This window comes from Pelagerythrobacter sp. (assembly GCF_041912895.1).
In the GTDB taxonomy this organism is placed as follows: domain Bacteria; phylum Pseudomonadota; class Alphaproteobacteria; order Sphingomonadales; family Sphingomonadaceae; genus Pelagerythrobacter.
Genome location: NZ_JAYSGI010000005.1, coordinates 140,576 through 167,007, shown reverse-complemented (window position 1 = coordinate 167,007; position 26,432 = coordinate 140,576). Strand labels below are relative to the sequence as shown.

The 26,432-nt window shown below is 69.2% G+C and carries 23 protein-coding genes; 2 read left to right on the top strand and 21 right to left on the bottom strand.

All coding sequences use genetic code 11. The features are described 5' to 3' along the window. Positions 1–30: 30 nt before the first annotated feature. The 21 genes from ACE3QC_RS13820 to ACE3QC_RS13720 form a co-directional block, all read right to left on the bottom strand. The gene (locus tag ACE3QC_RS13820; RefSeq protein WP_374409203.1) at positions 31–1,671 is read right to left on the bottom strand and encodes an SPOR domain-containing protein; all 1,641 of its coding nucleotides are present in this window, start codon (positions 1,669–1,671) and stop codon (positions 31–33) included. A gap of 119 nt (positions 1,672–1,790) precedes the next feature. Then, the gene (ftsZ, locus tag ACE3QC_RS13815; protein ID WP_374409202.1) at positions 1,791–3,470 is read right to left on the bottom strand and encodes a cell division protein FtsZ; all 1,680 of its coding nucleotides are present in this window, start codon (positions 3,468–3,470) and stop codon (positions 1,791–1,793) included. A 123-nt stretch (positions 3,471–3,593) separates the two neighbouring features. Continuing rightward, positions 3,594–4,874, bottom strand: a complete 1,281-nt coding sequence (gene ftsA / locus ACE3QC_RS13810) for a cell division protein FtsA (RefSeq protein WP_374409308.1) — start codon at positions 4,872–4,874, stop codon at positions 3,594–3,596. Then, positions 4,874–5,779, bottom strand: a complete 906-nt coding sequence (locus tag ACE3QC_RS13805; RefSeq protein ID WP_374409201.1) for a cell division protein FtsQ/DivIB — start codon at positions 5,777–5,779, stop codon at positions 4,874–4,876. Before ACE3QC_RS13805 ends, ftsA begins: the two co-directional genes overlap by 1 nt. Then, positions 5,766–6,749, bottom strand: coding sequence for a D-alanine--D-alanine ligase (locus tag ACE3QC_RS13800; protein ID WP_374409200.1), 984 nt, complete (start codon positions 6,747–6,749; stop codon positions 5,766–5,768). The genes ACE3QC_RS13805 and ACE3QC_RS13800 overlap by 14 nt, the downstream gene beginning before the upstream one ends. After that, positions 6,746–7,672, bottom strand: a complete 927-nt coding sequence (gene murB, locus ACE3QC_RS13795) for a UDP-N-acetylmuramate dehydrogenase (RefSeq protein ID WP_374409306.1) — start codon at positions 7,670–7,672, stop codon at positions 6,746–6,748. The genes ACE3QC_RS13800 and murB overlap by 4 nt, the downstream gene beginning before the upstream one ends. Before the next feature lie 38 nt (positions 7,673–7,710). Then, positions 7,711–9,144 (bottom strand): UDP-N-acetylmuramate--L-alanine ligase, encoded by a 1,434-nt coding sequence (murC, locus tag ACE3QC_RS13790; protein ID WP_374409199.1) that lies wholly within the window; start codon positions 9,142–9,144, stop codon positions 7,711–7,713. Next, positions 9,141–10,337, bottom strand: coding sequence for an undecaprenyldiphospho-muramoylpentapeptide beta-N-acetylglucosaminyltransferase (gene murG / locus ACE3QC_RS13785; RefSeq protein WP_374409198.1), 1,197 nt, complete (start codon positions 10,335–10,337; stop codon positions 9,141–9,143). Before murG ends, murC begins: the two co-directional genes overlap by 4 nt. After that, complete coding sequence (locus tag ACE3QC_RS13780; protein ID WP_374409197.1) at positions 10,334–11,560, bottom strand: FtsW/RodA/SpoVE family cell cycle protein; 1,227 nt, start codon at positions 11,558–11,560, stop codon at positions 10,334–10,336. The genes murG and ACE3QC_RS13780 overlap by 4 nt, the downstream gene beginning before the upstream one ends. Beyond that, positions 11,557–12,924: a UDP-N-acetylmuramoyl-L-alanine--D-glutamate ligase gene (gene murD, locus ACE3QC_RS13775; protein ID WP_374409196.1), complete on the bottom strand. Its 1,368-nt coding sequence runs from the start codon at positions 12,922–12,924 to the stop codon at positions 11,557–11,559. Before murD ends, ACE3QC_RS13780 begins: the two co-directional genes overlap by 4 nt. Then, positions 12,921–13,991: a phospho-N-acetylmuramoyl-pentapeptide-transferase gene (mraY, locus tag ACE3QC_RS13770; RefSeq protein WP_374409195.1), complete on the bottom strand. Its 1,071-nt coding sequence runs from the start codon at positions 13,989–13,991 to the stop codon at positions 12,921–12,923. Before mraY ends, murD begins: the two co-directional genes overlap by 4 nt. After that, positions 13,992–15,464: a UDP-N-acetylmuramoyl-tripeptide--D-alanyl-D-alanine ligase gene (gene murF, locus ACE3QC_RS13765; protein ID WP_374409193.1), complete on the bottom strand. Its 1,473-nt coding sequence runs from the start codon at positions 15,462–15,464 to the stop codon at positions 13,992–13,994. Further along, positions 15,461–16,930: a UDP-N-acetylmuramoyl-L-alanyl-D-glutamate--2,6-diaminopimelate ligase gene (locus ACE3QC_RS13760; RefSeq protein WP_374409191.1), complete on the bottom strand. Its 1,470-nt coding sequence runs from the start codon at positions 16,928–16,930 to the stop codon at positions 15,461–15,463. The genes murF and ACE3QC_RS13760 overlap by 4 nt, the downstream gene beginning before the upstream one ends. Next, positions 16,927–18,648, bottom strand: coding sequence for a peptidoglycan D,D-transpeptidase FtsI family protein (locus ACE3QC_RS13755; RefSeq protein ID WP_374409189.1), 1,722 nt, complete (start codon positions 18,646–18,648; stop codon positions 16,927–16,929). The genes ACE3QC_RS13760 and ACE3QC_RS13755 overlap by 4 nt, the downstream gene beginning before the upstream one ends. Further along, positions 18,645–19,163, bottom strand: coding sequence for a hypothetical protein (locus ACE3QC_RS13750; protein ID WP_374409303.1), 519 nt, complete (start codon positions 19,161–19,163; stop codon positions 18,645–18,647). Before ACE3QC_RS13750 ends, ACE3QC_RS13755 begins: the two co-directional genes overlap by 4 nt. Next, complete coding sequence (gene rsmH / locus ACE3QC_RS13745) at positions 19,163–20,110, bottom strand: 16S rRNA (cytosine(1402)-N(4))-methyltransferase RsmH (RefSeq protein WP_374409187.1); 948 nt, start codon at positions 20,108–20,110, stop codon at positions 19,163–19,165. Before rsmH ends, ACE3QC_RS13750 begins: the two co-directional genes overlap by 1 nt. Continuing rightward, positions 20,107–20,610, bottom strand: a complete 504-nt coding sequence (locus ACE3QC_RS13740) for a division/cell wall cluster transcriptional repressor MraZ (RefSeq protein ID WP_374409185.1) — start codon at positions 20,608–20,610, stop codon at positions 20,107–20,109. Before ACE3QC_RS13740 ends, rsmH begins: the two co-directional genes overlap by 4 nt. A gap of 328 nt (positions 20,611–20,938) precedes the next feature. Then, the gene (locus ACE3QC_RS13735; RefSeq protein ID WP_374409183.1) at positions 20,939–21,703 is read right to left on the bottom strand and encodes a Gldg family protein; all 765 of its coding nucleotides are present in this window, start codon (positions 21,701–21,703) and stop codon (positions 20,939–20,941) included. Then, positions 21,684–21,956 (bottom strand): hypothetical protein, encoded by a 273-nt coding sequence (locus ACE3QC_RS13730; RefSeq protein WP_374409181.1) that lies wholly within the window; start codon positions 21,954–21,956, stop codon positions 21,684–21,686. Before ACE3QC_RS13730 ends, ACE3QC_RS13735 begins: the two co-directional genes overlap by 20 nt. A gap of 135 nt (positions 21,957–22,091) precedes the next feature. Further along, positions 22,092–23,093, bottom strand: coding sequence for a cysteine synthase A (locus ACE3QC_RS13725; RefSeq protein WP_374409179.1), 1,002 nt, complete (start codon positions 23,091–23,093; stop codon positions 22,092–22,094). A gap of 84 nt (positions 23,094–23,177) precedes the next feature. Further along, entirely contained in the window at positions 23,178–23,495 is a 318-nt protein-coding gene (locus ACE3QC_RS13720; RefSeq protein ID WP_374409177.1) for a 2Fe-2S iron-sulfur cluster-binding protein, read from the bottom strand. A 92-nt stretch (positions 23,496–23,587) separates the two neighbouring features. On the opposite strand from ACE3QC_RS13720, the gene ACE3QC_RS13715 reads away from it, so the two are divergent. After that, positions 23,588–24,205: a DNA-3-methyladenine glycosylase gene (locus ACE3QC_RS13715; protein WP_374409175.1), complete on the top strand. Its 618-nt coding sequence runs from the start codon at positions 23,588–23,590 to the stop codon at positions 24,203–24,205. 63 nt (positions 24,206–24,268) lie between these two features. Further along, complete coding sequence (locus ACE3QC_RS13710; protein WP_374409173.1) at positions 24,269–26,338, top strand: alpha/beta fold hydrolase; 2,070 nt, start codon at positions 24,269–24,271, stop codon at positions 26,336–26,338. Positions 26,339–26,432 lie beyond the last annotated feature (94 nt).

The window sequence follows — 26,432 nt, the reverse complement described above, 5'->3', positions numbered from 1 at the left end:
TTAGCCAAGCAATTCGCGGTCTCCGCGGGATCAATCGAGCGGAAGGATTTCCTGCCCCGCGTCGCTGGTGAAGACGAAGCTATCGACTTCGGCCTCGCGCAGGGCCGCGACCGCATCTGCGGCGTCCTTGCGGCTCTTGAACGGCCCGGCGAGCAGGCGGTTCGCCTCGACCCAAGGGGTCGTCATCGGCTTGAAATCGCCGAGGATTTCGGGGGCCTTGCGGCTGATTCGGCGCCAGTCCCACTTGAAGGCTTCGAGATCCTTGCCGGTCGCGACCTGGACCCAGATACGGCTGGGGTGCGCGGGCGGCGCGGGCTCGGGCGGTGGCTTGCGCTCGACCTCGCGGGGGATTTCGATCGTGGTGATATCGACCGCGCCGCTCGCCGCCGCCGGCGATGTCGACGGCGCGAGCGTGAAACCGGCGAAGGCATCCGCCAGGTTTCTCGGTGCGGACTGCTGAGGCGGGGTTGCCGCCGCAGCCGCACCGACCGAGCTATTCGCGGCCGATCCAAGATCGAAGCCGGGCGCCGGCGCGTCATCGCCGCCCAGCACGACCCGTGTGGACTGTTCGATCGCACCCGCCGCGGGCGGAAGCTCACCCGAAGGCATGGTCGAGGCGACCGATGCCGTGGCCGCCGCAGGTTGCGAACCCGCCGGGGTCGAGACGGGCTCGGGAATTTGCTGGACCACCGGCTGCGACACCGTAGGCGGCGCGGCCTGTGGCGCCGCCACCGACGGTGTGGGTTCTGGCGCGGGAGCCCTGCTATCCATCGAACCTGAGCCGCGGGTGGCATCGGTAACGGCAGGTGCGCTGGCATTCATCGCCGCCCCGGCGGGGGCGAGCTGCGCCCCGGGGGAACTCGCAGCGGGCGAACCGCTCGAATACTGCGCGATCCGCGGATCGTCGCGGCCGATCTGGGCTGCGCGCGGGAACACACCGAGGTTGACGGCGGCCGCCTGCTGCGCCTTCGTCAGCCGCCCCATATACCGCAGATAGGGCGAGATACGCGCGGAAAGATCGGCCGGCATCACCGCTTCGGCGATCGCCACCGCCTCGTCCACGTCGCCGAGGATGGCGAGGCCGAAGGCACGCGCGCGGAAACCGGCGAAATTCTCGCCTTCGAGTTGCGGATAGAGCGTCTTCTCGAACGCCTCGCGGTCGCCCGCGATCGCCTGGCTCAGCGCGAGGCGGCGAGCGGTTTCCTCGTCCTGCTCGGCGGCGAGCGCCTGCTGATATTGCGCCTGCGCCGCGGCGTTGTCGCCCACCAGGTCATAGGCCAGCCCGCGCTCGCTCGCGAAACCGGCGGTCGAAACGCCGCCGCGTTCGGCTTCCTCGAACAGCCGCAAGGCGTCGATCGGCCGCTCCGACCGGACGTAGGCTCCGGCGAGGCCCAGCTTGACCAGCGGACTGTTCGGCGAAAGCTCCTGCGCGCGACCGAAGAAGCCGATCGCGGCGTCGACATCGTTGAGTTCGAGCGAGGCGTTGCCAGCATCGATCAGCGCGTCGAAGTCGGCGGCATTGCGCGCCAGCCGCCGCAGCGCTTCGTTGAGATCCTCGATCCCCGGTGGCGGGAGAGGCTGAACCACTGCGCGCGACACCGCGTCGCCGCTCTGCGCAGCAAGCGGAGCGGCGCCGGCGAGCGCGGCAAGCGCGCCGGCTACGATCAGCATAGGGCCGGATTTTCGTCGCATAGCGATGGCGGTCGGCCCGGGCCGCCCCTGCGTCGCCTTCATGGGGCGCGCATTGCAGGGAACGGCTGAACCTTGGCCGAACGGCGACGACACGCGATCTACTGGTTGTTCTGACGCCCGAGGAAGCGCGGGATGTTGAGCGCACCGCCATCGTCTTCACCATCCTCGTCCCGGTCTTCGGCGGAAGGAGGATGCTTGGCCCCCTTGTCGGAGCCGCGCGAGAGGTTCGCCATGCGCTCGAACAGCGTCGAGCCTCCGCCGGAGCCGCTGCCCGAGCCGCCTTCGTTGCCCGAAACGAGCCCGCGGCGACGGCCCATGCCGAGACGCGACTGGACCGGCTGATTCTCCTCGGCGAGCCGATCCGCGTCGAGCAGCAGTTCGTCCTGCTTGGCCGGTTCCGCCGGCGCTTCCGCCGTCAGATCGAGCGGCGCATCGCGCGTATCGTCCTCGTCCGACGCGGTTTCGCGCCCGCCGTAGCCGCCGTCCGACCCGACCACGCCGTGGTCCGAATCGTCGGCCGGTTCCGCGACCCGATCTTCGCTCTCGCCGGTATCGGCATCGCGCGCGTCGTCCATCTCGTTGCGCATGTCGCCGAGGGGATCGACGATGCCGTCGACATCTTCGTCCTCCTCGCCTTCGTCGTCGTAGCTCGTTCCGTAAGACACCAGCTCGCCGATCGGTTGCGCCGCGGGAGCCGGGGCAGAAACTTCGTCGTCGTATTCGTCCTCGCTCGGCAGTTCGAGCACGGGGCGCTTGGGCGCACGCCCGCCCGACAGCGGCAGCGGCCGGCTGTTCGCAGCGGAGCCGTCGATGACCGCGTCGATCCCGGTCGCGACGACGGAGACGCGAATCTTGCCCTCCAGATCGGCGTTGAACGCCGAACCCCAGATGATGTTCGCGTCCTCGTCCACCAGCTCGCGAATGTGGTTCGCGGCCTCGTCGACTTCGAGCAGCTTCATATCCTCGCCGCCGATGATCGAGATGATCACGCCCTTCGCGCCCTGCATCGAAACGCCTTCGAGCAGCGGGTTGGCGATCGCGCGTTCGGCGGCCTCGAGCGCGCGGTTCTCGCCCTCGCCCTCGCCGGTGCCCATCATCGCCTTGCCGGCTTCCTGCATGACCGATTCGATATCGGCGAAGTCGAGGTTGATGAGGCCAGGCATGACCATCAGGTCGGTGATCGAACGCACGCCCTGCTGCAGCACTTCGTCGGCGAGCTGGAACGCTTCCTTGAAGGTGGTTTCGGCCTTCGCGATCAGGAACAGGTTCTGGTTCGGAATCACGATCAGCGTGTCGACGTGCTTCTGCAGCTCGACAATGCCCGATTCCGCCGCACGCATGCGGCGCGTGCCCTCGAACAGGAACGGCTTGGTCACCACGCCCACGGTCAGCACGCCCTTGCGCCGCGCGACCTCCGCGATCACCGGCGCCGCGCCGGTGCCGGTGCCGCCGCCCATGCCCGCGGCGATGAAGCACATGTTCGCGCCTTCGAGCGCGTCCTCGATCTCGCTCACCGTTTCCTCGGCGGCCGCCTTGCCGACTTCGGCCCGCGCACCCGCGCCGAGCCCGCCGGTGATGTCCGGCCCGAGCTGGATGCGCGTGCTGGCGGAGGAGTTGGCCAGCGCCTGCGCGTCGGTGTTGGCGACGATGAACTCGACCCCTTCGATCTGGGCCGCCATCATGTTGGCGATGGCATTGCCGCCGGCGCCGCCGACGCCGATCACCGCGATGCGGGGCCGCAGATCGTCGGATGCAGCAGGACCGATATTGATACTCATGGGGTGTCGCTCCAAGGGATGGTATGCGCGTGGGTTTCCGGCCACATAGTCTGGCACAAAGCGAATCGCCGTTGCATAGGGCGCAATCGCTTATCCACAGTGGTTAACTTCCGCGAGGCCACGTCAGAAATATTCGCGCACGGCGCGGGCCACGCGGTTCACCAGCCCGAGACCGGTATAGCGCATGGTCGGCTGGTAGCTCGGACCGACCGAGCGGATGTCGATCGGATCGTCCGCCGCATAGAGGCACAGACCGGCGAGCGTCGCGAAGCCTGCGGCGGAGTGTGCCTCGGGCAAGCCGCGCAGCGCGGGCGGCTTGCCGATCCGCACCGGGCGCCCGAGCGCGGCCTGCGCGAATTCGGCCACGCCCGCCAGCTCCGCCCCGCCGCCGGTGAGCACGACCTGGCTGCCGCGCGAACCGGAAAAGCCCATCGCCTTCAGCGCCTTGCCGATCTCGTCGGTCAGCCGCGCGAGCTGCTCGGTCACGACCGAGACCAGTTCGGCGCGCGGGATGCGGTTGCTGTCGTCCGCACCGCGCGCGGCGGGCCCCGCCTCGCCGTCGCCCGGGCCGTTGACCGGGATCATCTCGCGGTGGTCGGTCGGGCTGGCGATCGCCGACCCCGACACGCACTTGAGCCGTTCGGCCTGGAACCGGCGGATGCCGAAGCTGGACGCGATCGCGTCGGTAATGTCGGTGCTGCCGAACGGGATCGCCTTGAGGCCGAGCAGCATGCCGCCGGCATAGAGCGAGACGTTGGTCACCTCGCCACCGATCTCGATCAGCGCGGTGCCGAGCTCGCGCTCTTCGGGCGTAAGGCAGGCGTAGCCCGCCGCGATCGGCGCGGCGACGACCGCCTCGACTTCCAGATGGGCGTTCTGCACCACCTCGATCAGATTGCGAACCGGAGCGCCATCGGCGAGCATGACGTGGATATCGACCCCGAGCTGCTCGGCATGGAGACCGCGCGGATTGGCGACGCCGTGCGCGCCGTCGAGCGTGTAGTGCGCGGGCTGGGCATGGAGCACCATGCGCCCGTCGGGCTGGATCGAATCGCGCGCCGCCACCAGCAGCAGCTCGATATCCTCCTCCTCGATGCGGCGTCCGCCGATGTCGATCTCGATATTGGCGACCTGGCTGCCGAGCCCCGCGCCCGAACAGCCGATCCACACGCTCGAGACGCTGGTCCCGGCGTTCTTCTCGGCCCGTTCGACCGCGTCGCGGATGGCGTAGGTGGCGGCGGCCATGTCGGTGACGTAACCGCGCTTGATCCCCTGGCTCGCCCGGTGGCCCGATCCGAGCACGATCATCTCGCCCGTTTCCGACAGGCCCATGATCATCGCCGAGATACGAAACGAGCCGACGTTGACCGCCCCGAACACGCGGTTGATGCGCGGCATCCCCATCATTCGCCCCCTTTTGCTTCCAGCGCCTGCGCCGCGCGGCCCGGCACCCGCATGTAAATGCGATCCGGCGCGCGCATGTCGAAAGTCGCCACCTTGCCCCCCAGCAGCCGGTTGACCCCGTCGAGCCGAGCGAACGAAACCAGCGCCCCGGCCGACTTGTCCGGGCCTTGCGGCAGCGCGAGCACCTGCCCGGTGTCGAACGTGAGATTCCAGCGGCGGTTGCCGATCCATTCGGCCTCGGCCACCTGCGGCTCGATCGCGGGGGCGGCGGCGAGCAGGTCGGACAGTTCCTCCACCTGCGCCTTCGCGCCGGGTCCGGCGATCACCAGCATGCCCTTGGCGTTCGCCGCGGAGATCGGCTCCAGTTCCGCGCCGGTCTGGTCGATCAGCACCAGCCGGCCCGGCTTCTTGAGCACCGCGTGCGGCGTGCGCTCGACGATATCGATCACCAGGCTGTCGGGAAGCTGGCGCGAGACGCGCGCATCCTTGACCCACGACAGTTCGAGCAGTTCGGCGCGCAGCGCGTCGAGGTCGACCAGCGGCATCGGCAGATCGCGCTGGGCGAGCGCGCGCTCGTAGACCTTGAGCTCGTTCATCCGTTCGACGCCGGTCACTTTCACCCGGCGTACTTCGAACCCCGCGTCCGAAGCGAGCAGCGCGACCTGCTGCTGCGCCATCGCCGGCACGCCCGCGAGGCTGGCGACGAACCACGCCAGCGCCACCGCCGCGCCGAGGATCACCGCGAGGAACACGCGGTGCAGCTGTTCCTCGGTGAACGGCAGCACGGCCATCACCGAATCGAGCAGCGACCCGGTCTTCGCGCGCGCGCGCCGCGCGGTCTGCGCGCGTCCGTTCGCCGCGGCGGAGCGCCGCACGCCTTTGGCCTTGCGGTTAACCGTCGCCATCGCCGCTGCTCCCCTGTGCCACTTGCGCCCCCCGCGCCAGCGCCTCGGCCACGATCGCCTCGACCAGATCCTCGTAGCTCATCCCGCAATGCCGCGCCTGTTCGGGCACGAGGCTGAGCGGAGTCATGCCCGGCTGGGTGTTGGTCTCCAGCACGAACAGTCCGTCCTCGCCGTGTTCGTCGTCCCAGCGGAAATCGGTGCGGCTGCAGCCCTTGCAGCCGAGCACGCGGTGCGCGCGCACGGCGAGGTCCATGCACAGCTGCGCGATATCTTCGGGCACAGCGGCGGGGCAGACGTGCTCGGTCATGCCGTCGGTGTACTTGGCGTCGAAATCGTAGAAGCCCGACTTGGGCACGAGTTCGGTGACGGTCAGCGCGCGCGGCCCTTCGGCGCCGTCGATCACCGCTACGGTCAGCTCGCGCCCGCGAATGTACGGCTCGGCGAGCAGGCGGTCGAATTCGCGCCACGGCCCCTTGGTGTCGCGCCCGATCGGATTGCCGTAGTTGCCCTCGGCGGTGACGATCGCGACGCCGACCGAGCTGCCCTCGTTGACCGGCTTGAGCACATAGGGGCGCGGCAGCGGGTCTTTCGCGTAGAGGCTCTCGCTCTCCACGATCCGCCCGCCGGGCATCGGCACACCGTGCGGCACGAGCGCCTGCTTGGTCAGTTCCTTGTCGATCGCAATGACCGAGGTGGCGAGGCCGGAATGCGTGTACGGCACGCCCATCAGGTCGAGCATGCCCTGCACGGTGCCGTCTTCGCCCGGAACGCCGTGGAGCGCGTTGAACACCACGTCGGGCGCGGCCTCGGCGATCCGCGCGGCGACCTGCCGATCCATGTCGATCCGCGTCACCCGGTGCCCGCGCGCCTCGAGCGCCTTGGCGACGCCCTCGCCCGACATCAGCGAGACAGGCCGTTCGTTCGCCCAGCCGCCCATCAGGACGGCGACGTGGAGCTTGGGCAATGTCACGGCCTTCCCACCCGCTGGATTTCCCATTCGAGCATCACGCCGGTTTCGGCATAGACCTTGCGCCGCACGTCCTCGCCCAGCCCTTCGATGTCGGCGCTGGTGGCGTCGCCGGTGTTGATGAGGAAATTGGTGTGCTTCTCGCTCACTTGCGCGCCGCCGCGGGTCATTCCGCGGCAACCGGCGACGTCGACCAGCCGCCAGGCCTTGTCGCCATCGGGGTTCTTGAAGGTCGACCCGCCCGTCTTGGTGCGCAGCGGCTGCGATTCCTCGCGCGCCGTTGCGATCCGGTCCATCTCCGCGCCGATCGCCGCCGGGTCGCCGGGCGTGCCCTGCAAGCGCGCCGAGACGACAACCGCGCCTTCGGGCAGCGCCGAGTGCCGGTAAGTGTAGCGCAGGTCCTTTGCCGGAAGCCGCACGGGTCGCCCGCCGGGCAGGATCACGTCGCAATCGATCAGCACATCGGCGACCTCGCGCCCGTAGGCACCGCCGTTCATCCGCACGAAGCCGCCGACGGTGCCGGGGATACCGCGCAGGAATTCCAGCCCCGCGATCCCCGCGTCGCGCGCGGTCGAGGACACGAGGATACCGCTCGCCCCGCCGCCGCATTCGAGCACGTGATCGTCGAGATCGGCGACTTTCGCGAACGCCTTGCCCAGCCGCACGACCACGCCGGGCACGCCGCCGTCGCGCACGATCAGATTGGAGCCGAGGCCGAGCGCCATGACCGGCAGGTCGCCGCCCAGCTTGATGAGGAATTCGCGCAAGTCGCCGAGATCGGCGGGTTCGAACAGCCAGTCCGCCGCGCCGCCGGCCTTGAACCACACGAGCTTGGCCAACGGCGCATCGGGCGTCAACGTGCCGCGGATGCCCTCCATCGAAATCGGCGCGGCGATCGCGCCCTCGATCTCGCAGTCGGGGGCCATGCCGTCGTCGAACTCGGGCCAGTCGGGCTGCGCCATGGTCACGCCGCGCGCGCCTTCTCGATATCGCTCGCCAGCGTGGCCGCCCACTTGGTGATGTCGCCCGCGCCGAGGCAGATGACGAGATCGCCCTCGCCCACCTCGCCCGCCAGCACGCTGGCGAGTTCGGCCTGGTCGGCGACGGTCGAAGCCGCGCGGTGGCCGCGCGATTTCAGGCCGGCGACGAGCGCAGCGGAATCGACACCCGGCACGGGGTCTTCCCCGGCGGTGTAGACCGGCGTCACATAGACCTGATCGGCATCGTTGAAGCAGTTCTGGAAGTCGTCCATCAGGTCGCCGAGGCGCGAATAGCGGTGCGGCTGCATCACCGCGATCACCCGGCCGGGCGAACCTTCGGCGACGCTTTCGCGCGCGGCGGACAGCACCGCGCGGATTTCGACCGGGTGGTGCGCGTAATCGTCGATCACCGTGGCAGAGCCGTTCGCGAGGGCCACCTGCCCCACGCGGGTGAAGCGCCGCCGCACCCCGCCGAACTGGCCGAAGCCGTTGCAGATCGTTTCGTTCGTGCAGCCCATCTCGATCGCCACCGCGATCGCGGCGAGCGCGTTCTGCACGTTGTGGCGGCCGGGCATCGGCAGGTGAACGCCCTCGATCCGGCGGTCTTCCTCCCCGCGCTGGCGCACGACGACGTCGAAGCGGTTGCCGCCCGCCTCGGACCGCACGTTGACCGCGCAGACGTCGGCCTGGAGCGAGAAGCCGTAGGTCACCACGCGCCGGTCGCGGACCTTGCCGATCACTGCCTGCACCTCGGGGTGGTCGATGCACAGGATCGCCGCGCCGTAGAACGGCACATTGTGGATGAACTCGACGAAGGCATCCTTCACCCCGTCGAAATCGCCGTAGTGGTCGAGATGTTCGGGGTCGATGTTGGTCACCACCGCGATCGTGCCATCGAGGCGCAGGAAACTGCCGTCGCTCTCGTCCGCCTCCACGACCATCCAGTCGCTGTCGCCCAGCCGGGCGTTCGATCCGTATTGCTCGATGATGCCGCCGTTGATGACCGTAGGGTCGACCCCGCCCGCATCGAGCAGCGCGGCGACCATGCTCGTCGTCGTTGTCTTGCCGTGCGTGCCCGCCACCGCGACAGTGTTCCGCAGGCGCATCAGCTCGGCGAGCATCTCGGCGCGGCGCACCACCGGGATGCGGTTTTCCAGCGCGGCGACGACTTCGGGATTGGTACGGCGCACAGCGGTCGAGGTGACGACGACCGCCACGCCCTCCACATTCTCCGCCGCGTGGCCGATGGCGACCTGGATTCCGCGCGCGCGCAGGCGCTCGACACTCGCGCTCTCGGCAATGTCGGAACCCTGCACAGAATAGCCGAGGTTGTGCATCACCTCGGCAATGCCGGACATGCCGATCCCGCCGATGCCGACGAAGTGGATCGTCCCGATATCGGTCGCGACGCCCTTCACAGCGCGCTGTCCTTCGCCGCGCCCTGCCCGGCGACGGCGCCTTGGCTCGCGCCGCGTGCATTGTTCGCGCCGACGCGGATTACGTCCATCATCTCCGCCCCGCCGAAGCTCTCGACCAGATCGGCAAGATCCTTCGCCGCATCGGGCCGGCCGCAGTTCCACGCCGCATGGGCCGCGTTCGCCAGAGCCTGCGGATGCTGGGCGAGCACCTGGATCTGCTTGGCCAGTTCCTTGGGCGCGAAGTTTGCCTGCCGGATCATCCGCGCTCCGCCCCCCTTGGCCAGTTCGCGGGTATTGGCGGCCTGGTGATCGTCGGTCGCGATCGGCAGCGGCACGAGGATCGCGGGGCGACCGACCGCAGTCAGCTCGGCGATCGTCGAGGCGCCCGCGCGGCCGATGAATAGGTGCGTATCGGCGAGCCGCGCGGCCATGTTCTCGAAATAGGTGCCCAGCTCGGCCGGGATGTCGTGCCCGCGATAGCGCTCGCGCACCGCCTCGATATCCTCCGCGCGGCACTGCTGGGTGACCTGCAGCCGCTGGCGGAGCGCGGGGGGCAGCATCGCCAGCCCGTCGGGCACCACCTCGCTCAGCACGCGCGCGCCCTGGCTGCCGCCGGTGACGAGCACCTTGAGCAGCCCGTCCTCGCTCGGCTGCGGGAAGGGTTCGGCGCGCAGATCCAGCACTTCGGCACGCACCGGATTGCCGACGAGATGCGCCTTGCCCGCGTGCTTGGGCTTCAGCCGCGCGATATCGGGATAGGCGGTCGCGATCGCCTGCACCCGCCCGGCGAGCAGGCGGTTCACCCGCCCGAGCACCGCGTTCTGCTCGTGCACCACGCTGGGCACTCCGGCCGAGGTCGCGGCGAGCAGCGCGGGCAGCGCGGGATAGCCGCCGAAGCCGACCACCGCGCTCGGCGCGAACGTTTCGAACAGGCGCAGCGCCATGCGGCGCCCTTCCAGCACCGCGCGGATCGCCTTGATCCAGCCGAGCGGGTTCTTGCCGAAGCGGCCCGCCGGCAGCACGTGTGCGGGGAGGAACGAGGGCTTGCCCGGGATTTTCGCGCCGCGCTCGTCGGTCACCAGCGCGACGTGATGCCCGCGCCGCTCCAGCTCGGTCGCGAGCGCGAAAGCGGGGATCAGGTGCCCGCCGGTGCCGCCCGCCGCGAGCACGTAGTGCCGGTTCGCGCCGCTCATGATTGCGCCTCGCGCCCGAACAATCGCTGCCACAGCCCCGGCGTCTGCGACTTGAGGAACGGGTTGCGCCGGGTGATCGCCAGCAGCAGGCCGACCGTCAGGCACACCGCGATCGTGGACGATCCGCCGTAGGACACCAGCGGCAGCGTCATCCCCTTGGACGGCGCGAGCTGCAGGTTTACGAGGATATTGATGAACGCCTGCCCGCCGATCAGCACCGCGAGCCCCGCCCCGGCGAGCAGCGTGAACAGGTTCTCCTCGTCCGCCAGCCGCACCAGCACGCGCACGATGATCGCGAGGTAGAGCAGCACGATCAGCGCGCAGACGATCAGCCCGAATTCCTCGCCGATGACCGAAAAGATGTAGTCGGTATGTGCTTCGGGCAGGCTCATCTTGCGGATGCCGAGCCACAGGCCGCTGCCGGTCCACCCGCCCGCCAGCAGCGTGCGCTCGGCCAGATCGACCTGATCGAACGCGGTGCCGCCGCCGAGGAAGTCGTTGATGCGGTTGCGGCCGTTTTCGTAGAACAGGTAGATCATCACCGCCGTCGCGACGCCCGCGCCGATCAGCATGGCGAGCCGCTTCACCGGCACGCCGGAAAGGATCACCAGCGCGAACCATACGCCCGCGAACAGCACCGTATCGCCGAGGTTGGGCTGGAGCATCAACAGCGCCCCGATCGCGCCCATCACGCCCGTCGCGATCGCCACGACCGGCAGGTTCGGATCGCGCGCGCGCCATGAGATCACCCAGGCGAGCGCGATCACGAACGCGGGCTTGAGGAATTCGGACGGCTGGAACGAGAAGCCGAGGTTGATCCACCGCTTCGCGCCGTTCACCTCGTAGCCCAGCACCGGCACCAGCATCAGCAGCACGAACATGGCGGCGAACAGCATGATACCGGCGCGCCGCGCGTTCTCGCGCGAGAGCAGCGCGGCGCCGAACATCGCGGCCAGGCCGACGATCTGCCAGCGCAGATGTGCCCAGTAGAAATAGAGATCGGGCAGCGTGTGGCTGGCGGTCGACAGGCGCCGTGCGCTGGCGGGCGACGCGGCGGCGACCGCGGCCGCACCGATGGCCATCAGCGCAAGAGCCAGGAACAGCAGCACGCGGTCGATCTCGCGCCACCAGATGCGCAGCTCGGCGCGCTTGGAGCTGCGATACCGATCCTGCCGCGGCGCGCGTTCGCCCGCTCGCGGGATATAGGGCTGGGTCGCGCTCATGCCGCGGATTTCCCGGCACAGGGATCGACCACCACGCCCGCCGGCGCGCCGGTCAGCATGGCGACGATCTCGCGGAAATATTCGCCGCGCTTCTCGTAGTCGCGGAACTGGTCGAAGCTGGCACAGGCGGGCGAGAGCAGCACGACGTCGCCCGGCCCGGCCGCCGCGAAGGCGAGGCGCAGCGCCTGACACATCAGCTCGGCCCGTTCCACGCGCACGTGGCCGTTCAGAAGCTGCGCGAAACGCGGCCCCGCCTCGCCGATGGTGTAGGCGGCGCCAACGTTGCCGAGATGCGCCTCGCACTCGCCCAGCCCGTCTTCCTTGGGCAGCCCGCCGACGATCCAGTGGACGCGCGCGCGACCGCCTGCCACCGGCGGATAGGCGGCGAGCGCGGGGGCCGCGGAGGCGGGATTGGTCGCCTTGCTGTCGTTGACGAACAGCACCCCGCGATGCTCGGCGACGACTTCCATCCGATGCGGCAACCCGCGAAAGCTCGCCATCGCGGCGAGGATCGCGTCGTTTGCCACGCCGAGTTCGGCACACAGCGCCGCGGCGATCGCCGCGTTTTCGAGATTGTGCGGGCCTTGCAGCGCCGGCCAGTCGGCCTGACGCAGGGCAAGCGCGGCGCGGTCGGCGCAGACGGCGCGACCCGGTGCGCGGCGGGCGCGTTGGGTGGCGCAGATCGCGTCGGTGGGCTCGTCCGCGCAGCCGAACACCGCGAACTGATCGGGCGCCTGCATCGCGAACAGCCGCGCCTTAGACGCAGCGTAGGCGGCGAAATCGTCGTAGCGATCGAGGTGGTCGGGGGTGACGTTGCTCAGCGCCGCGGCCTCGCAGGCGAGCGAGCGCGTCAGGTCGATCTGGTAGCTCGACAGTTCGAGCACGTAGACCCCGCCCACTGGTAACGGCTCCTGCCCCAGAACCGGCAGACCGATGTTGCCGCCCATGCGCGCCGGAATTCCCGCACTCTCGAGGATGTGGTGCACCAGCGCTGTGGTGGTCGACTTGCCGTTGGTGCCGGTGATGCCGACGACCTTGTGCGGCGGCAGCGCGGCGCGGGCGAGCGCGAACAGCTCGATATCGCCGATCACCGGAACCCCGAGCCGCGCGGCGCGCTCGGCGATCGGATGGGTGTTGAGCGGCACGCCGGGCGAAACGACCACGCCGTCGAATCCCGTCAGATCCATCTCCAGCGGGTCGGCCAGCCGCGCGCGGCCCGCCAGCTTGTCGCGCGCGACATCCTGCCGGTCCCACGCGACGACCTCCGCCCCGCTCGCCAGCAGCGTCTCCGCCGCGGCGAGGCCCGAGCGGGCGAGGCCGAGGATGGCGTAGCGCTTACCGGAAAAGGCCGAGGAAACGATCATCGCAGCTTCAACGTCGCCAGGCCCATCAGCGCGAGCACGATCGAGACGATCCAGAAACGGATCACGACCTTGCTTTCGCTCCAACCGAGCTGTTCGAAGTGGTGGTGGATCGGGGCCATGCGGAAAATCCGTTTGCCCGTGCGCTTGAACCAGAAAACCTGAATGATCACCGAAAGCGCCTCGACCACGAACAGGCCGCCGACGATGGCGAGCACGATCTCGTGATGCGCCGCGACCGCGATCGCGCCCAGCGCGCCGCCCAGCGCCAAGCTGCCGGTGTCGCCCATGAACACGGCGGCCGGGGGCGCGTTGAACCAGAGGAAGGCCAGCCCCGCGCCCATGATCGCGGCGCAGAAGATCGCCAGCTCGCCCGCACCCGGCACGTGCGGGATACCGAGGTAGCCCGAATAGTCGACGCGCCCGACCAGATAGCAGATCAGCGCGAAGGTGCCCGCCGCGATGATGACCGGCATGATCGCCAGCCCGTCCAGCCCGTCGGTCAGGTTCACCGCGTTGCCTGCCCCCACGATCACCACGGCGGCGAAAACGTAATAGAGCCAGCCGAGTTCGAACCCGAGGTTGTTGAAGAACGGGACGTAGAGGAACGTGTTGATCTGGCTGACGACGATCCACGAAGCGACCCCCGCCACCGCGAATTCCAGCAGCAGACGGACCTTGCCCGATACTCCGCGATGGCTCGATTTCGAAACCTTGTCGTAATCGTCCATGAAGCCGATCAGCCCGAAGCCGACCGTCACCGCCAGGCAGGCCCAGACGAACGGGTTCGTGAGGTCCATCCACAACAGCATGGAAATGACCAGAGAGGTCAGGATCATCAGCCCGCCCATCGTAGGCGTGCCGCGCTTGGCGAGATGCGTCTGCGGCCCGTCCTCGCGGATGGGTTGGCCCTTGCCCTGGCGCACGCGCAACATGTTGATGAAGCGTGGGCCGATGACGAGCCCGATCACCAGCGCCGTCATCAGCGTCGCACCCGCGCGGAACGTCTGATAGCGGATCAGGTTGAGGGCACCTTCGAAACCCAGCCACTCGGCGATCAGGTAGAGCATTCAGCCGTCCCGGCCGCCGGAATTCCTGGCGGCGAAATGAGTAACAAGCCTGCCGAGCCCGACCGAGTTGGAGCCCTTGACGAGGATCGCATCGCCCGCGGCGATACCGTATTCCTCCAGCGCCGCGATCGCTTCGGCAGGCCCATCGCAATGCGCGAAGGTCATCCCGCCTGCAAGCGCCCCGCCCGCGCCTTTCCCCAAGTCCCGCATGAGAGCGCGCATTTCCTCGCCCACCAGCACCGCGTGATCGACTTTTGCCTCGGCCAGCGGCCCGGCGATCTGTGCGTGGAAGGCGGGCGCGAACTCGCCCAGTTCCTTCATGCTGCCGAGCACCGCGATCCGGCGCGAGGCCGGCGTCTGGCCGAGCTGATGGAGCGTCGCGCGCATCGAGGCCGGATTGGCGTTGTAGCTTTCGTCGATCAGCAACGCGGTCCCGCCGCTCGCCGCGATCCGGTGGCGCGCACCGCGCCCCTTCAGGCCGCCCATCTCGGCCAGCGCGAGCCCGGCCGAGCCGAGATCGCCGCCCGCCGCGCGCACCGCCGCCATCACGCACAGCGAGTTGGCGATCCAGTGCTCGCCCGGCTCGGCGACCGAATAGCACAGCCGCGTGTCGCCGAAGTCCGCCGTCACCAGCGCGCCGCCGTTCGCCGAGGGGATCGCATCGAGCAGGCGGACGTCGGCATGGGCAGCGCGGCCGAACGACAGCACCTTCGCGCCCACCGCCAGCGCATGGCCGCGAAGCCGCTCGTAATGCGGCGAATCCGCCGGGATCACCGCCGTGCCGCCGGGCTCCAGCGCTTCGAAGATTTCCGCCTTGGCGTCGGCGATCGCTTCCTCGCTGCCGAGGTTCTCGATATGCGCGGGCGCGATCGTGGTGACGACCGCCACGTTCGGGCGCACCTGCGCGGTCAGCGCGGCGATCTCGCGCGCGTGGTTCATGCCCATCTCGAATACGCCGAAGCGGCTGCGCGCGGGCATCCGCGCGAGGCTGAGCGGCACGCCGATATGGTTGTTGTAGCTGCGCACAGAGCGATGCGCCTGCCCCCGGCTCGCCCGATCGAGCGCGGCGAAGATCGCTTCCTTCACCCCCGTCTTGCCGACCGATCCGGTCACCCCGATCCGCGCCGCCGCCGAGCGGAGGCGCGACGCTTCCGCCAGCGCCGCGAGCGCGGCGTTTGCATCGGGCACGAGAATATGCGGCCAGTCGACTGGACGTTCGACCACCGCCGCCGCCGCACCGTTCGCGAACGCCTTGTCGACGAAGCGGTGCCCGTCGGTGCTTTCGCCCTTGAGCGCGAAGAACAGATCGCCCGAGCGCACGTCGCGCGAATCGATCTCGACGCCGGAAACCTGGAACGGCCCGCTGGCGGTGCCGCCCATCGCTTCGGCGAGCGACGTCGCGTCCCACAGCGCCAGCCCCATGCGGTCGCGCGGGCGGACGGGCCAGGCGCGCAGGGCGGGATGCGCGCTCATGCCGATACCCCCGGCGCAGCGGCGCATTCGCGCGCCACGGCAACATCGTCGAACGGCAGTATCCGCATGTTCTCTCCCGATCCGACGATCTGGCCCTGTTCGTGGCCCTTGCCCGCGACGAGCACGATATCGTCCGGCCCCGCCATCGCGATCGCGGCGCTGATCGCCTCGCGCCGGTCGCCGATCTCTTGCGCTCCCGGCGCACCGGCGAGGATCGCGCGACGGATCGCCGCCGGATCTTCGCCGCGCGGGTTGTCGTCAGTTACGATAACCGCGTCCGAATGCATTTCCGCGACACGGCCCATGTCCGCCCGCTTGCCTTCGTCGCGGTCGCCACCCGCGCCGAACACGGTGATAAGCCGCCCGCCGACATGCGGTCGCAGCGCGGCGATCGCCGCCTCCAGCGCGTCCGCAGTGTGTGCGTAATCGACATAGACCGGCGCGCCCGACGGCGCGATCACCGCGCGCTCGAGCCGCCCGCGCACCGGCTGGAGGCGCGCCACGCCGTCGAACGTCGCCGCCGCATCGCCTCCGGTCGCCAGCACCAGCCCCGCCGCGACGAGCGCGTTCGCGGCCTGGTATGCGCCGATCAGCGGCAAGCGGAGCGTGCGCCGCTGCCCGCCATATTCGATCGTCAGTTCCTGTCCGAGCTGCGTGGCTTCGCGGCCCGTCAGGCGGATATCCTCGCCCGCCTCGCCCACCGTCATCACGCGCAGGCCCCGCTGGCGGGCATGGTCGATCGCGCGGGCCGACCAGTCGTCGCTCCCGGCCCAGACGACGACCGTTGCATCGTCGGCGACGACCTCGTCGATCAGGCGCATCTTCGCCGCGAAATACTCTTCCATGCTGGCGTGGTAATCGAGGTGGTCGCGGCTGAAGTTGGTGAAGGCGGCGGCGGAAACGCGCAGCCCCTCGTTGCGGTATTGCGATAGGCCGTGGCTCGAGGCTTCGTAGGCGACGTGGGTCACGCCTTCGCGCGCCAGCCCGCTCATGTTCGACAGGAACGTGACGATGTCGGGCGTGGTCAACCCGGTCGACACGCTCTCGTCGGCGGTGGTGACGCCGAGCGTCCCGATCGAGGCCGCGCGCTCGCCCGCCATGCGCCAGAGCTGGCGGGTCATCTCGACCGTCGAGGTCTTGCCGTTGGTCCCGGTCACCGCGACGATCGTGGGCGGAACGGGGGTGAAGAACTTTGCCGCGAGTTGTGCGAACGCGCGGCGCGGCGCGGCGTCGGCGACGTGCACGGCGCCTTCCACCCGCACGTCCGGCCGCGCGACCACCGCAACCGCACCGGCGGCCACCGCGGCAGGAATGAAATCCTCGCCGTTGACGGCAGCACCGCGGAAGGCTCCGAACACCGTGCCGGGGGCCACCTTGCGGTGATCGATCGCAAAGCCGGTCACCTGGAGATCGGCTTCGTCGTCGAGCGCAAGCCCGGCGGCGGCGGCGAGCTTGTGCAGTTTCATTCGCCCCCTCCGCCGATCAGCGGGCGCAGGTCGCTGATATCGACGTCGCGCGCGTCGTCGGGGCGGATGCCGAGCAAGGGGCCGATGCGCGGAACGAGATTGCCGACGATCGGCGCGGCGTTCCACGCGGCGGTGCGCTGGAACGAGCTGGCGGTGGTGCCCTGCGGTTCGTCGAGCATGGCGACCACGACATAGCGCGGGCGGTCCATCGGGAAAGCCGCGGCGAAAGTCGAGATCAGGCTGGACCGGCGATAGCCGCCCGCGCCGGGCTTTTCCGCCGATCCGGTCTTGCCGCCCACGCGATAGCCGGGCGCGTCGGCGCTGCGTCCGGTTCCGTAGACCGAGATCATGCGCAGCAACTGGCGCATCCGCGCGCTGGTCGAGGCCTTGAACACGCGGCGACCGCGCGGCGCCTCGCCGGCTGCGAGCTTGTGCATCGTCGCCGGACGCCACACGCCGCCGTTCACCATCGCGGCATAGGCGCTGGCGAGGTGCAGCGGGGTGACCGCGATACCGTGGCCGTAGCCGACCGTCATGTTGCGGATGCGGGGCCAGTCCTTGCCCGGCCAGATCGGAAACCCACGCGCGGGCAGCTCGATATAGGGCCGCTCGTTCATGCCGAGGTCGATCATCGTCTGGCGCAACCGCTTCGCACCGAGTTCGTCCGCGATCCGCGCGGTGACGGTGTTGGAGGAATGGATCAGCGCCTCCGGCACGTTGAGCGTCGCGCCGAGCGGGTGGCTGTCCCTGATCGTGAAGCCCCCGATCGGCACCGGCGACGCGTCGTACCGGCGGCCGAAATCGCGGACCACGCCCGCGTCGATCGCCGCCGCCACGGTCAGCGGCTTGAAGGTCGAACCGAGCTCGTAGACCTGGTTGGTCACCCGGTTGAACATGTACGATTCGCCTTCGACGTCGATCTTGTTCGGATTGAATTCCGGCAGCGAGGCGAGCGCCAGCACTTCGCCGGTATCGACGTCGAGCACGATGCCCGCCGCGCCCACGGCGTTGACCGACAGCATCCCGCGGCGCAGTTCGTCTTCCAGCGCGCCCTGCACGCGCATGTCGATCGACAGCGCGACCGGCTGGCCGCGGAGCGCGGGATCCTTGAGCCTTTCGTCGAGTACCTGCTCCATGCCGACCTGGCCGTTGCCCGAGGCGTCGATATAGCCAAGCGCGTGCGCCGCCATCGATCCCTGGGGATAGTGCCGGTCGTTTTCGTGCGGCATTTCGAGCGCCAGTTCGCCGATTGCCTGCACCCGATTGGCATCCTCGGGCAGCACCCGGCGGCGCAGGTAGGTCGCCTTGCCCGCGTCGAGCGTCTCGACCAGTTCCTCGCGGTCGAGGTCGGGGAAGATCGCCATCAGTTCGTCGGCGACCTGCTGCGGGCTCTTCACCAGCGGCGCGCCGCTTTCGCCGAGCGCCTCGGGATTGTACCACAGCGCGTAGGCGGGGAAGGCGCGGGCCAGCGGGATGCCATTGCGATCGGTGATCTCGCCGCGCGGCGGCAGCAGTGCCTGCTCGAGCGAGGTCACCGTCGTCGCGCTGTCGCTCACGCCCAGAAAGGCCAGCCGGACGAGCGCGACCGCGCCGATCGAGACGAACACCATTGCCAGCCACAGCGCCCGCCAGCGCGCCACGGTGAGCGAGCGCTGGCGGTTGGTGATGAGGTTGACCCGGCCGGTCGAGATCGCCGTGCTGACGCTGAGCGCGTTCATTCCGACGCCTCCGCGAGCGCTGCGCCGAGCCGCGCACCGCCCGACAGCCGCTCGGCCAGCGAACGCGTGGCCGACAGCTCCTGACGCCCCCCGTCGTCGTGCGAGGGCTCGGCAGCGCTGGCGGGCTGGCCGGTGATGGGCGAGACCATCGCGGGGAAGCCGCTTTCCTCGACCGTCGGCGCGCGGGCGACGCGGATCGGCTCGGGTGCGCCCAGCGCGCGCGGCAGGCCGAGCGCGGCGAGCTGGCGCTCGTTGTCGAGAAACTGGTCGGCGCGCGGCGCCTGATAGCCGAATTCGACCCGGTTCCAGTCGGCGAGCTGCTGCTGGTTGACCCGCGTCTCGAACTCGGTCTCGAGCATGAGCTTCTCGCGCTCGAGCGAGACGATCTGCCGCTCGGCAAGGCGGACCTCGCTCTTCACGGCGTTCACCCGGAAGGTGAGCACGACGAAGCCCGCGAGGCAGACGCTGAGGACCACCGCCCAACCGATCTGGCGCAGGCGGCTGCCGGCGATCATCACGCAGCCTCCCGCGCCGGGGCGGCGGTGCGCACCGCATGGCGCAACGTGGCCGAGCGCGCGCGGGGATTGCCCGCGGTCTCGGCCTCCGAGGGGCGGATCGCCTTCGATACGCCGGCGAAGATCGCCGGCTCGGCCTCGGCCATCGGCAAGTGGCGCGAGCCGCCGGTGCGGGCCGAGGCTTCGCGCAGGAAGCGCTTCACGATCCGGTCCTCGAGGCTGTGGAAGCTGACCACCGCCAGCCGGCCGCCTTCGCGCAGCAGGTTTTCGGCGGCGGCGAGGCCCTGCGTCAGTTCATCCAGCTCGGCGTTCACGTGGATGCGGATCGCCTGGAAGCTGCGCGTCGCCGGGTCCTTCGGCGCGCCGGGATGATGGCCGAGCGCCTTGCGGACCACGCGCGCGAGATCGCCCGTCGTTTCGAGCGGGCGGGCGGCGACGATCGCCCGCGCGACCCGGCGCGACTGCCGCTCCTCGCCGTACTGATAGAGCACGTCGGCGATCTCGCCTTCGCCCGCTTCGTTGACGAAGTCGGCGGCGTTGGGGCGGGTGCGGCCCATCGTCATGTCGAGTGGCCCGTCGGCGGAAAAGGCGAAGCCGCGCTCGGCCTGGTCGAGCTGCATCGAGGACACGCCGATATCCATCGCGATCCCGTCGACCTGCGCGATCCCGGCTTCGGCCATCGCGGCGACCATTTCGGAAAAGCGGCGCGGGTGGAGCACCAGCCGCGGCGGCTGCTCGGTGGTTTCGGGCCAGCCGTTTCCGGCGGCGATCGCATCCGGGTCGCGATCGAAGGCATGGACGGTCGCGCCCGCGTCGAGCAGCGCGCGGGTGTAGCCGCCCGCGCCGAAAGTGGCGTCGACGATCACGTCGCCGGGACGTGGGTCGAGCGCGGCGAGCACTTCGCGCAGCAGCACCGGAACGTGCGGGGCGTCGGCCGCGCCGGTCACTTGCGCTTCGCCTTGGCTTGCTGCTCGGCGACGAAATCGGCGCAGGCCTCCTTCGCCCCCGCCCAGTCGTCGTTCATCCGCGCGAGTTCGGCCGGATTCCAGATGGTGAAGAAACGGCCGAGGCCGTGGAAATAGAGCTGGTCGTCGATCTTGCCGAGGCGGACGAGGTGCGGCGGCATGATGAAGCGGCCGCTGTCGTCGAACGGCACGCGCGAATAGCCGAACAGCTGCGCGGCGCGCACGTCGCGGTCGAAATCGCGCTCGCGCTTCCACGCGAGGTCCTCCTCGCGGTCGAGCTGGGCCTCGAGTTCGTCGTGACGCGACAGGCCGAAGCCGACCAGGCAATCGAGTTTTGCATGACGGTCGATGCACAGCGTGCGCCCGTCGCTCGATTCCTTCACCAGATTGCGGAAGGCGGGCGGCAGGACATAGCGCCCCTTTTCGCCGAGCAGCGAAAAGGCCTGACCGCTAAATCCCGTGAAATTCTGCGCCTCCGGCACTTCGCCCCGCCCCTATCGCCCAAGGGTTGCTCGTCCGGACAGACCTTCCCCGCCCCCGCAATCGCGCATGCAACTGCGGGTCGCCCCTCGCGAATCGGGGCGCGACACGAAACGACCTGTCCGATGGAAGGCATTTGTAATCGGTGCTGGGGCGGGAAGGAAGGGAAAAGTAGGGGATTACAGGGGATTGATTTATAAATACTTGATAAACAATGGTATCTTTCTCACGTCCTCTCGCGCCACCCCGACGCACTGCGACCAGAAATCCCCAAAAAGCCGTCGCTTTACGCCTCCGGACCCGGCTGGTCCCGTGTAGTCCCCGAATGGGCTATCGATCGCTCGCGAATGCGGTGCCGGTCAGCCAGTCCAGCGCCGCGGCACGTGCCTGTACGCCACCGTCCGCCGGCTCTTCGAACAGCGCCGCATCGGCGATCACGGTGGCGACCCCATTGCCGACGGCGCACTGGGCGAACAGGCGATCGTAGGCGATCCAGCAACCCGTCGCCGCCCCTTCCACCAGATGGAGCGTCCCGGCGAGGTTGACGGGCAGCGGCGCGAGGTCGGTTTCGACGATCCTTTCGCCGCCCGGCTGATCGGGATCGAACCGCATCTCCAGCCCCCAGCGGCGCAGGATGGGCGAAAGCAGCGCGACATCCTGCGGCCGGCGGCGATCGCCGATCGGAAAGCGCGATTCCGCGGTCAGCAGCGGGTCGGCGAAGACCAGCACCCGCCCGCCGGCGCGGACCCAGTCGTCGAGCGCGACATTCTCCTGCGGCGAGAGCGCGCGCGGCTGGGCGAGCAGCAGGGCATCGACCCGCGCCAGCCCTCTCGCCGAACCGTCGGGCCGGGCGAGCGTATCGAGCGGCACGAGCTCGTAGCGTTCCTCGAGCGCGCCGCGCGCCCAACCGGTTCGCGTTTCCCGATCGAGCATGTCGGACAGTGCGGCGGTTTCGGCCCAGTAGATCGGCAGCGTAGTGAACAGGCCCAGCGACGGCTTGTCGCGCGCACCGCCCGTGAGCGCCCAGGCCGCGGCCGCGCAGACGACCGCGATTCCCGCCACGATCAGGCCGAGCCTACCGCGCGTCGGGCGCATCGTCCTGCTCGGGCGCTAGCGCGGGGGCAGGCGCTGCGGTCGGCGTCGCCGTGGGGCTGCTCGCCGGCATGTCGGGCACGACGCCGACCTCGGCGAGCGGATCGCTCTGCTGGGTTGCGCTCGGGCTCGGTGCGACCGTCGCCGCGGCTTCCGGCAGGCTCGCGGCTTCGGTCCGATTGGCGCGATCCATGATGACGTTGGCCAGCGCGATCATCAGCAGGATCGCGGCGAGGCCGGTGAGCCCCACCTGCAAGCGATAGATCGATTCGGAGCGAGCCGAGCCAGGCCCGACCGCGCCCTCCTCGACCGGGGCTGCACGAGGGCGCCTACCGCCGAAAATGTCGGAAATGCTGCGCATCGCCTCAGGCTAGCGCAACCGCCGCTCCAGTCAATTGCGCCCGAGCCAGTCGAACGGCGGCAATCCCTTCGATTCGAGCCACGCGCGATCGTAGAGCGTCGAGAGGTAACGAAAGCCCGTGTCGCACAGGATCGTCGCCACGCGCGATCCCTTGCCGAGCTCGCGGCCCAGCGCGATCGCCCCGGCCACGTTGATGCCGGACGACAGGCCGAGGCACAGCCCTTCCTCGCGCAGCAGCCGCCCGACCCATTCGAGGCCTTCCTCGTCCGACACGCGAAACTGCGTATCGATCGGAGCGCCTTCGAGGTTGCCGGTGATCCGGCCCTGCCCGATGCCCTCGGCCACCGAGCTGCCTTCGGCCTGCAATTCGCCGTTCGCGTAGTAGTTGAACAATGCGGCGCCGTGCGGATCGGTGAGCGCGATCGTGATCGTCTCGTCGCGTTCCTTGAGCCCCATACCCACGCCCGCGATCGTCCCGCCGGTGCCCGCGGAACAGGTGAAGCCGTCGATCCGGCCGTCCATCTGCTCCCACAGCTCGGCCGCGGTGCCCTCGATATGCGCCTTGCGGTTCGCCGTGTTGTCGAACTGGTTGGCCCAGACCGCGCCTGCGGTTTCCTCCGCCAGCCGGCGGCTGGTGTGGACGAAGTGGTTGCAATCCGAATACTTGGTCGGCGGCACCAGCACCAGCTCGGCGCCCAGCGCGCGCAACGTGGCCATCTTCTCGCGGCTCTGGTTGTCGGGCATGACGATGATCGCGCGATAACCCAGCGCGCCCGCGACCAGGGCGATGCCGATCCCGGTGTTGCCCGCGGTGCCTTCGACCACGCAGCCGCCGGGTTTCAGTTCGCCGCGCGCCTCGGCGTCGCGGATGATCCCGAGCGCGGCGCGATCCTTCACGCTGGCGCCGGGATTGGCGAACTCGCACTTGCCCCAGATTTCGCAGCCGGCGGCCTCGCTCGGCCCCTTGAGCAGGACGAGCGGCGTATTGCCGATGAGATCGAGCGGATTGGAAACGGGCGCGGGTGCGGTCATGCCCGGTGAGCTAGGCGCTCACCCGCCGCCGCGCAACGCAGATGCGGTTTGCCCGGGCGAATTCAGCCTTGCCTCTCCCGCGCCTCAGTCTTCCTGTGCGATCGTCACCTTGAGCCCGTCGAGATCGGCGGTGAAGGGCACCTGACAGCCGAGGCGCGAATTAGCGTCGCGGTGATCGCTCGATTCGAGCAGGTCGTCCTCGTCCTCGCTGATCGGGGGCAGCTTGTCGGCGAACGCCGGGTCGACATGGACGTGGCACGTCGCGCAGGAACAGCATCCGCCGCACAGCGCGAGCAGTTCGTCGAAGCCGTTGTCGCGGATCGCTTCCATCACCGTCAGGCCATCGTCGACGTCGATCGCCGATTCCTCTCCGCTGCGGTTGACCACGATCAGCTTGGGCATTGCGCGCACTTCCCTTATGGCTCGGCGGCATATTGCAGGCCGCGTTGCGCGCGCCTGTAAGGCAAACGAGCGGATGAAGGCAAGCGAACGCGATGGGATTGACGGCTGGGCAACTGCGCGCGGGGATCGATGCGGCCGCATTGCGCGAACCGCGGTTGGCGGCGGCGGTGGAGCGCGTCGGCTATCCCGAACCGCGCATCCGCCCGACCGGCTACCAGACGCTGCTACGCGCGATCGTCGGCCAGCAGGTCTCGGTCGCCGCCGCCGCCAGCATGTGGACGAAGCTGGAGGCCGAGCTCGGCCCCGAAATTCCCTCGGCCGACCTGCTGGCGCGCGATTTCGACACCCTGCGCGCCTGCGGCCTCTCGCGCCAGAAGCAGGGCTACGCCCGCAGCCTGTGCGAACTGGTCGAGGCCGGGGCGATCGATTTCGCGTCGCTGCCGAAAGACGACGAGGAGGCCATCGCCGAACTCACGCAGATCAAGGGCATCGGCCGCTGGACCGCCGAAATCTACCTGCTCTTCGCCGAAGGGCGCCCCGATATCTGGCCTGCGGGCGATCTGGCGGTGCAGGCCGGGATCGGGAAGATCCTGGGGCTGGAGGCGCGCCCTTCCGAAAAGGAAACCCGCGCGCTGGCCGAAGGCTGGCGGCCGCATCGCGGCGCGGTCGCGATTCTGACCTGGCACTGCTACAACAATCCGGCGCTGTAAGGGGTTGGTCGATTTGACCGTTCCCGAAGCACGTCCGTCATGGGCAAAAGGGGGGAATTAGACATGAGGATATCGATCAAGCACGTTTTCGCCACCTGTTCGGTCGCCGCGCTCGCGCTGGCCGCACCGCAGGCGGCGCTCGCCGATCACCAAGCGGAGACCACGACCGGAATGACCAATACTGCCCAAGCCGCGCCCTTGATTCCGCGCGACGATCTGTTCGGCAATCCCACGCGCGCCTCGGGCCAGCTCAGCCCCGACGGTAAGTGGCTGAGCTGGCGCGCGCCCAAGGACGGGGTGATGAACGTGTGGATCGCCCCCGCATCCGACCCCGATGCGGCCCGCGCGATGACCGCCGCGACCGAACGGCCGATCCCGGTCTTCTTCTGGGCGCCTGACAGCCGCAGCCTGCTCTACGTGCAGGACAAGGGCGGTGACGAGAACTACCTGCTCTACGGGGTCGATGTCGAAACCGGGCGGGAAACCACTCTCACTCCGTTCGAGAACACCCGCGTCCAGGTCGTCGGCACTTCGCAGAACATCCGCGACCGGATTCTCGTCGGGTTGAACAACCGCGATCCGCGCTTCCACGACGTGCACATGCTCGATCTCAACACCGGCGAACTGACGCTGGTGCAGCAGAACGACGGTTATGCCGGCTTCCTCGCCGACGACAATCTCGACCTGCGCATGGCGTTGCAACCCAACGCGGCGGGCGGGATGGACTTCTTCCCGATCGTCGATGGCGAAATCGGCGCCGAGCCGACCGCGAGCACCACCCTCGAGGATTCGCTGACCACCCAGCCCGCGGGCTTCACCACCGACGGCAAGACCATGTACTGGATCGACAGCCGCGGACGGAACACCGCCGCGCTGATCGCGCAGGATGTCGCGACCGGCGAGACGACCGTGATCGCCGAGAACGACAAGGCCGACATCGGCGGGACGATGACCGATCCCAAGACCGGCGAGATCGAAGCCTACAGCTTCACCTATCTCACCACCGAATGGACCGCGATCGATCCCGAGATCAAGGCCTCGCTCGACTGGCTCGACGCGCAGCTGGAGGGGGAGTTCGGCGTCCAGTCGCGGACCGAGGACGATGGCACGTGGGTGGTGTGGAACGATCCGCTGACGGCCCCGACCAAGACCTATATCTTCGACCGCGGCGCGCAGACGCTGAACGAGTTCTACACCTCGCGGCCCGACCTCGACGGCGCGCCGCTGCAAGCGATGCATCCGCTGGAGCTCACATCGCGCGACGGGCTGACGCTGCCCTCCTACCTCACCCTGCCGCCCGGCTCGGACCCTGACGGCGACGGCAAGCCCGACAGCGCCGTGCCGCTGGTGCTGGTGGTCCACGGCGGCCCCTGGGCGCGCGACGGCTACGGCTACAACTCCACCCACCAGTGGCTCGCCAATCGTGGCTACGCGGTGCTCAGCGTCAACTTCCGCGGCTCGACCGGGTTCGGCAAGGATTTCATTTCCGCCGGCGATCTCGAATGGGGCCGCAAGATGCACGACGACCTGATCGACGCGGTCGACTGGGCGATCACCGAAGGCGTGACCGCGCCCGACAAGGTCGCGATCATGGGCGGCTCCTACGGCGGCTACGCCACGCTGGCGGGCCTCACGTTCACGCCGGAGAAGTTCGCCTGCGGGGTCGACATCGTCGGCCCCTCGAACCTCGAAACCCTGCTCGAGACGATCCCGCCCTACTGGGCCCCGATGATCGCCCAGTTCCACGAGCGGATGGGCAATCCGGCCACGCCCGAAGGGCTGGCGATGCTCAAGGAACGCAGCCCGCTCCATTCGGCGGACAAGATCGTCAAGCCACTGCTGATCGGCCAGGGCGCCAACGATCCGCGCGTCAAGCAGGCCGAAAGCGACCAGATCGTCGCCGCGATGAAGGGACACGGCATTCCCGTCACTTACGTGCTGTTCCCCGACGAGGGCCACGGCTTCGCCACCCCGGCGAACAACATCGCGTTCAACGCGGTGGCGGAGAACTTCCTCGCCACCTGCCTCGGCGGGCGGGCCGAACCCATCGGCGACACGGTGACGGGGTCGAGCGCCGAGATCGTCGAAGGGGCGGACCACGTGCAGGGCCTGCAGGCCGCCCTCGGAAGCTGACGCTTACGTAAAGCGCTGGCAAAGCAGGCCGCGCGAGGGTAATCCCTCGCGCGGCCTGTTTTTTTCGGGGCTGGCTCTTTTCGGGAGAGGCAAA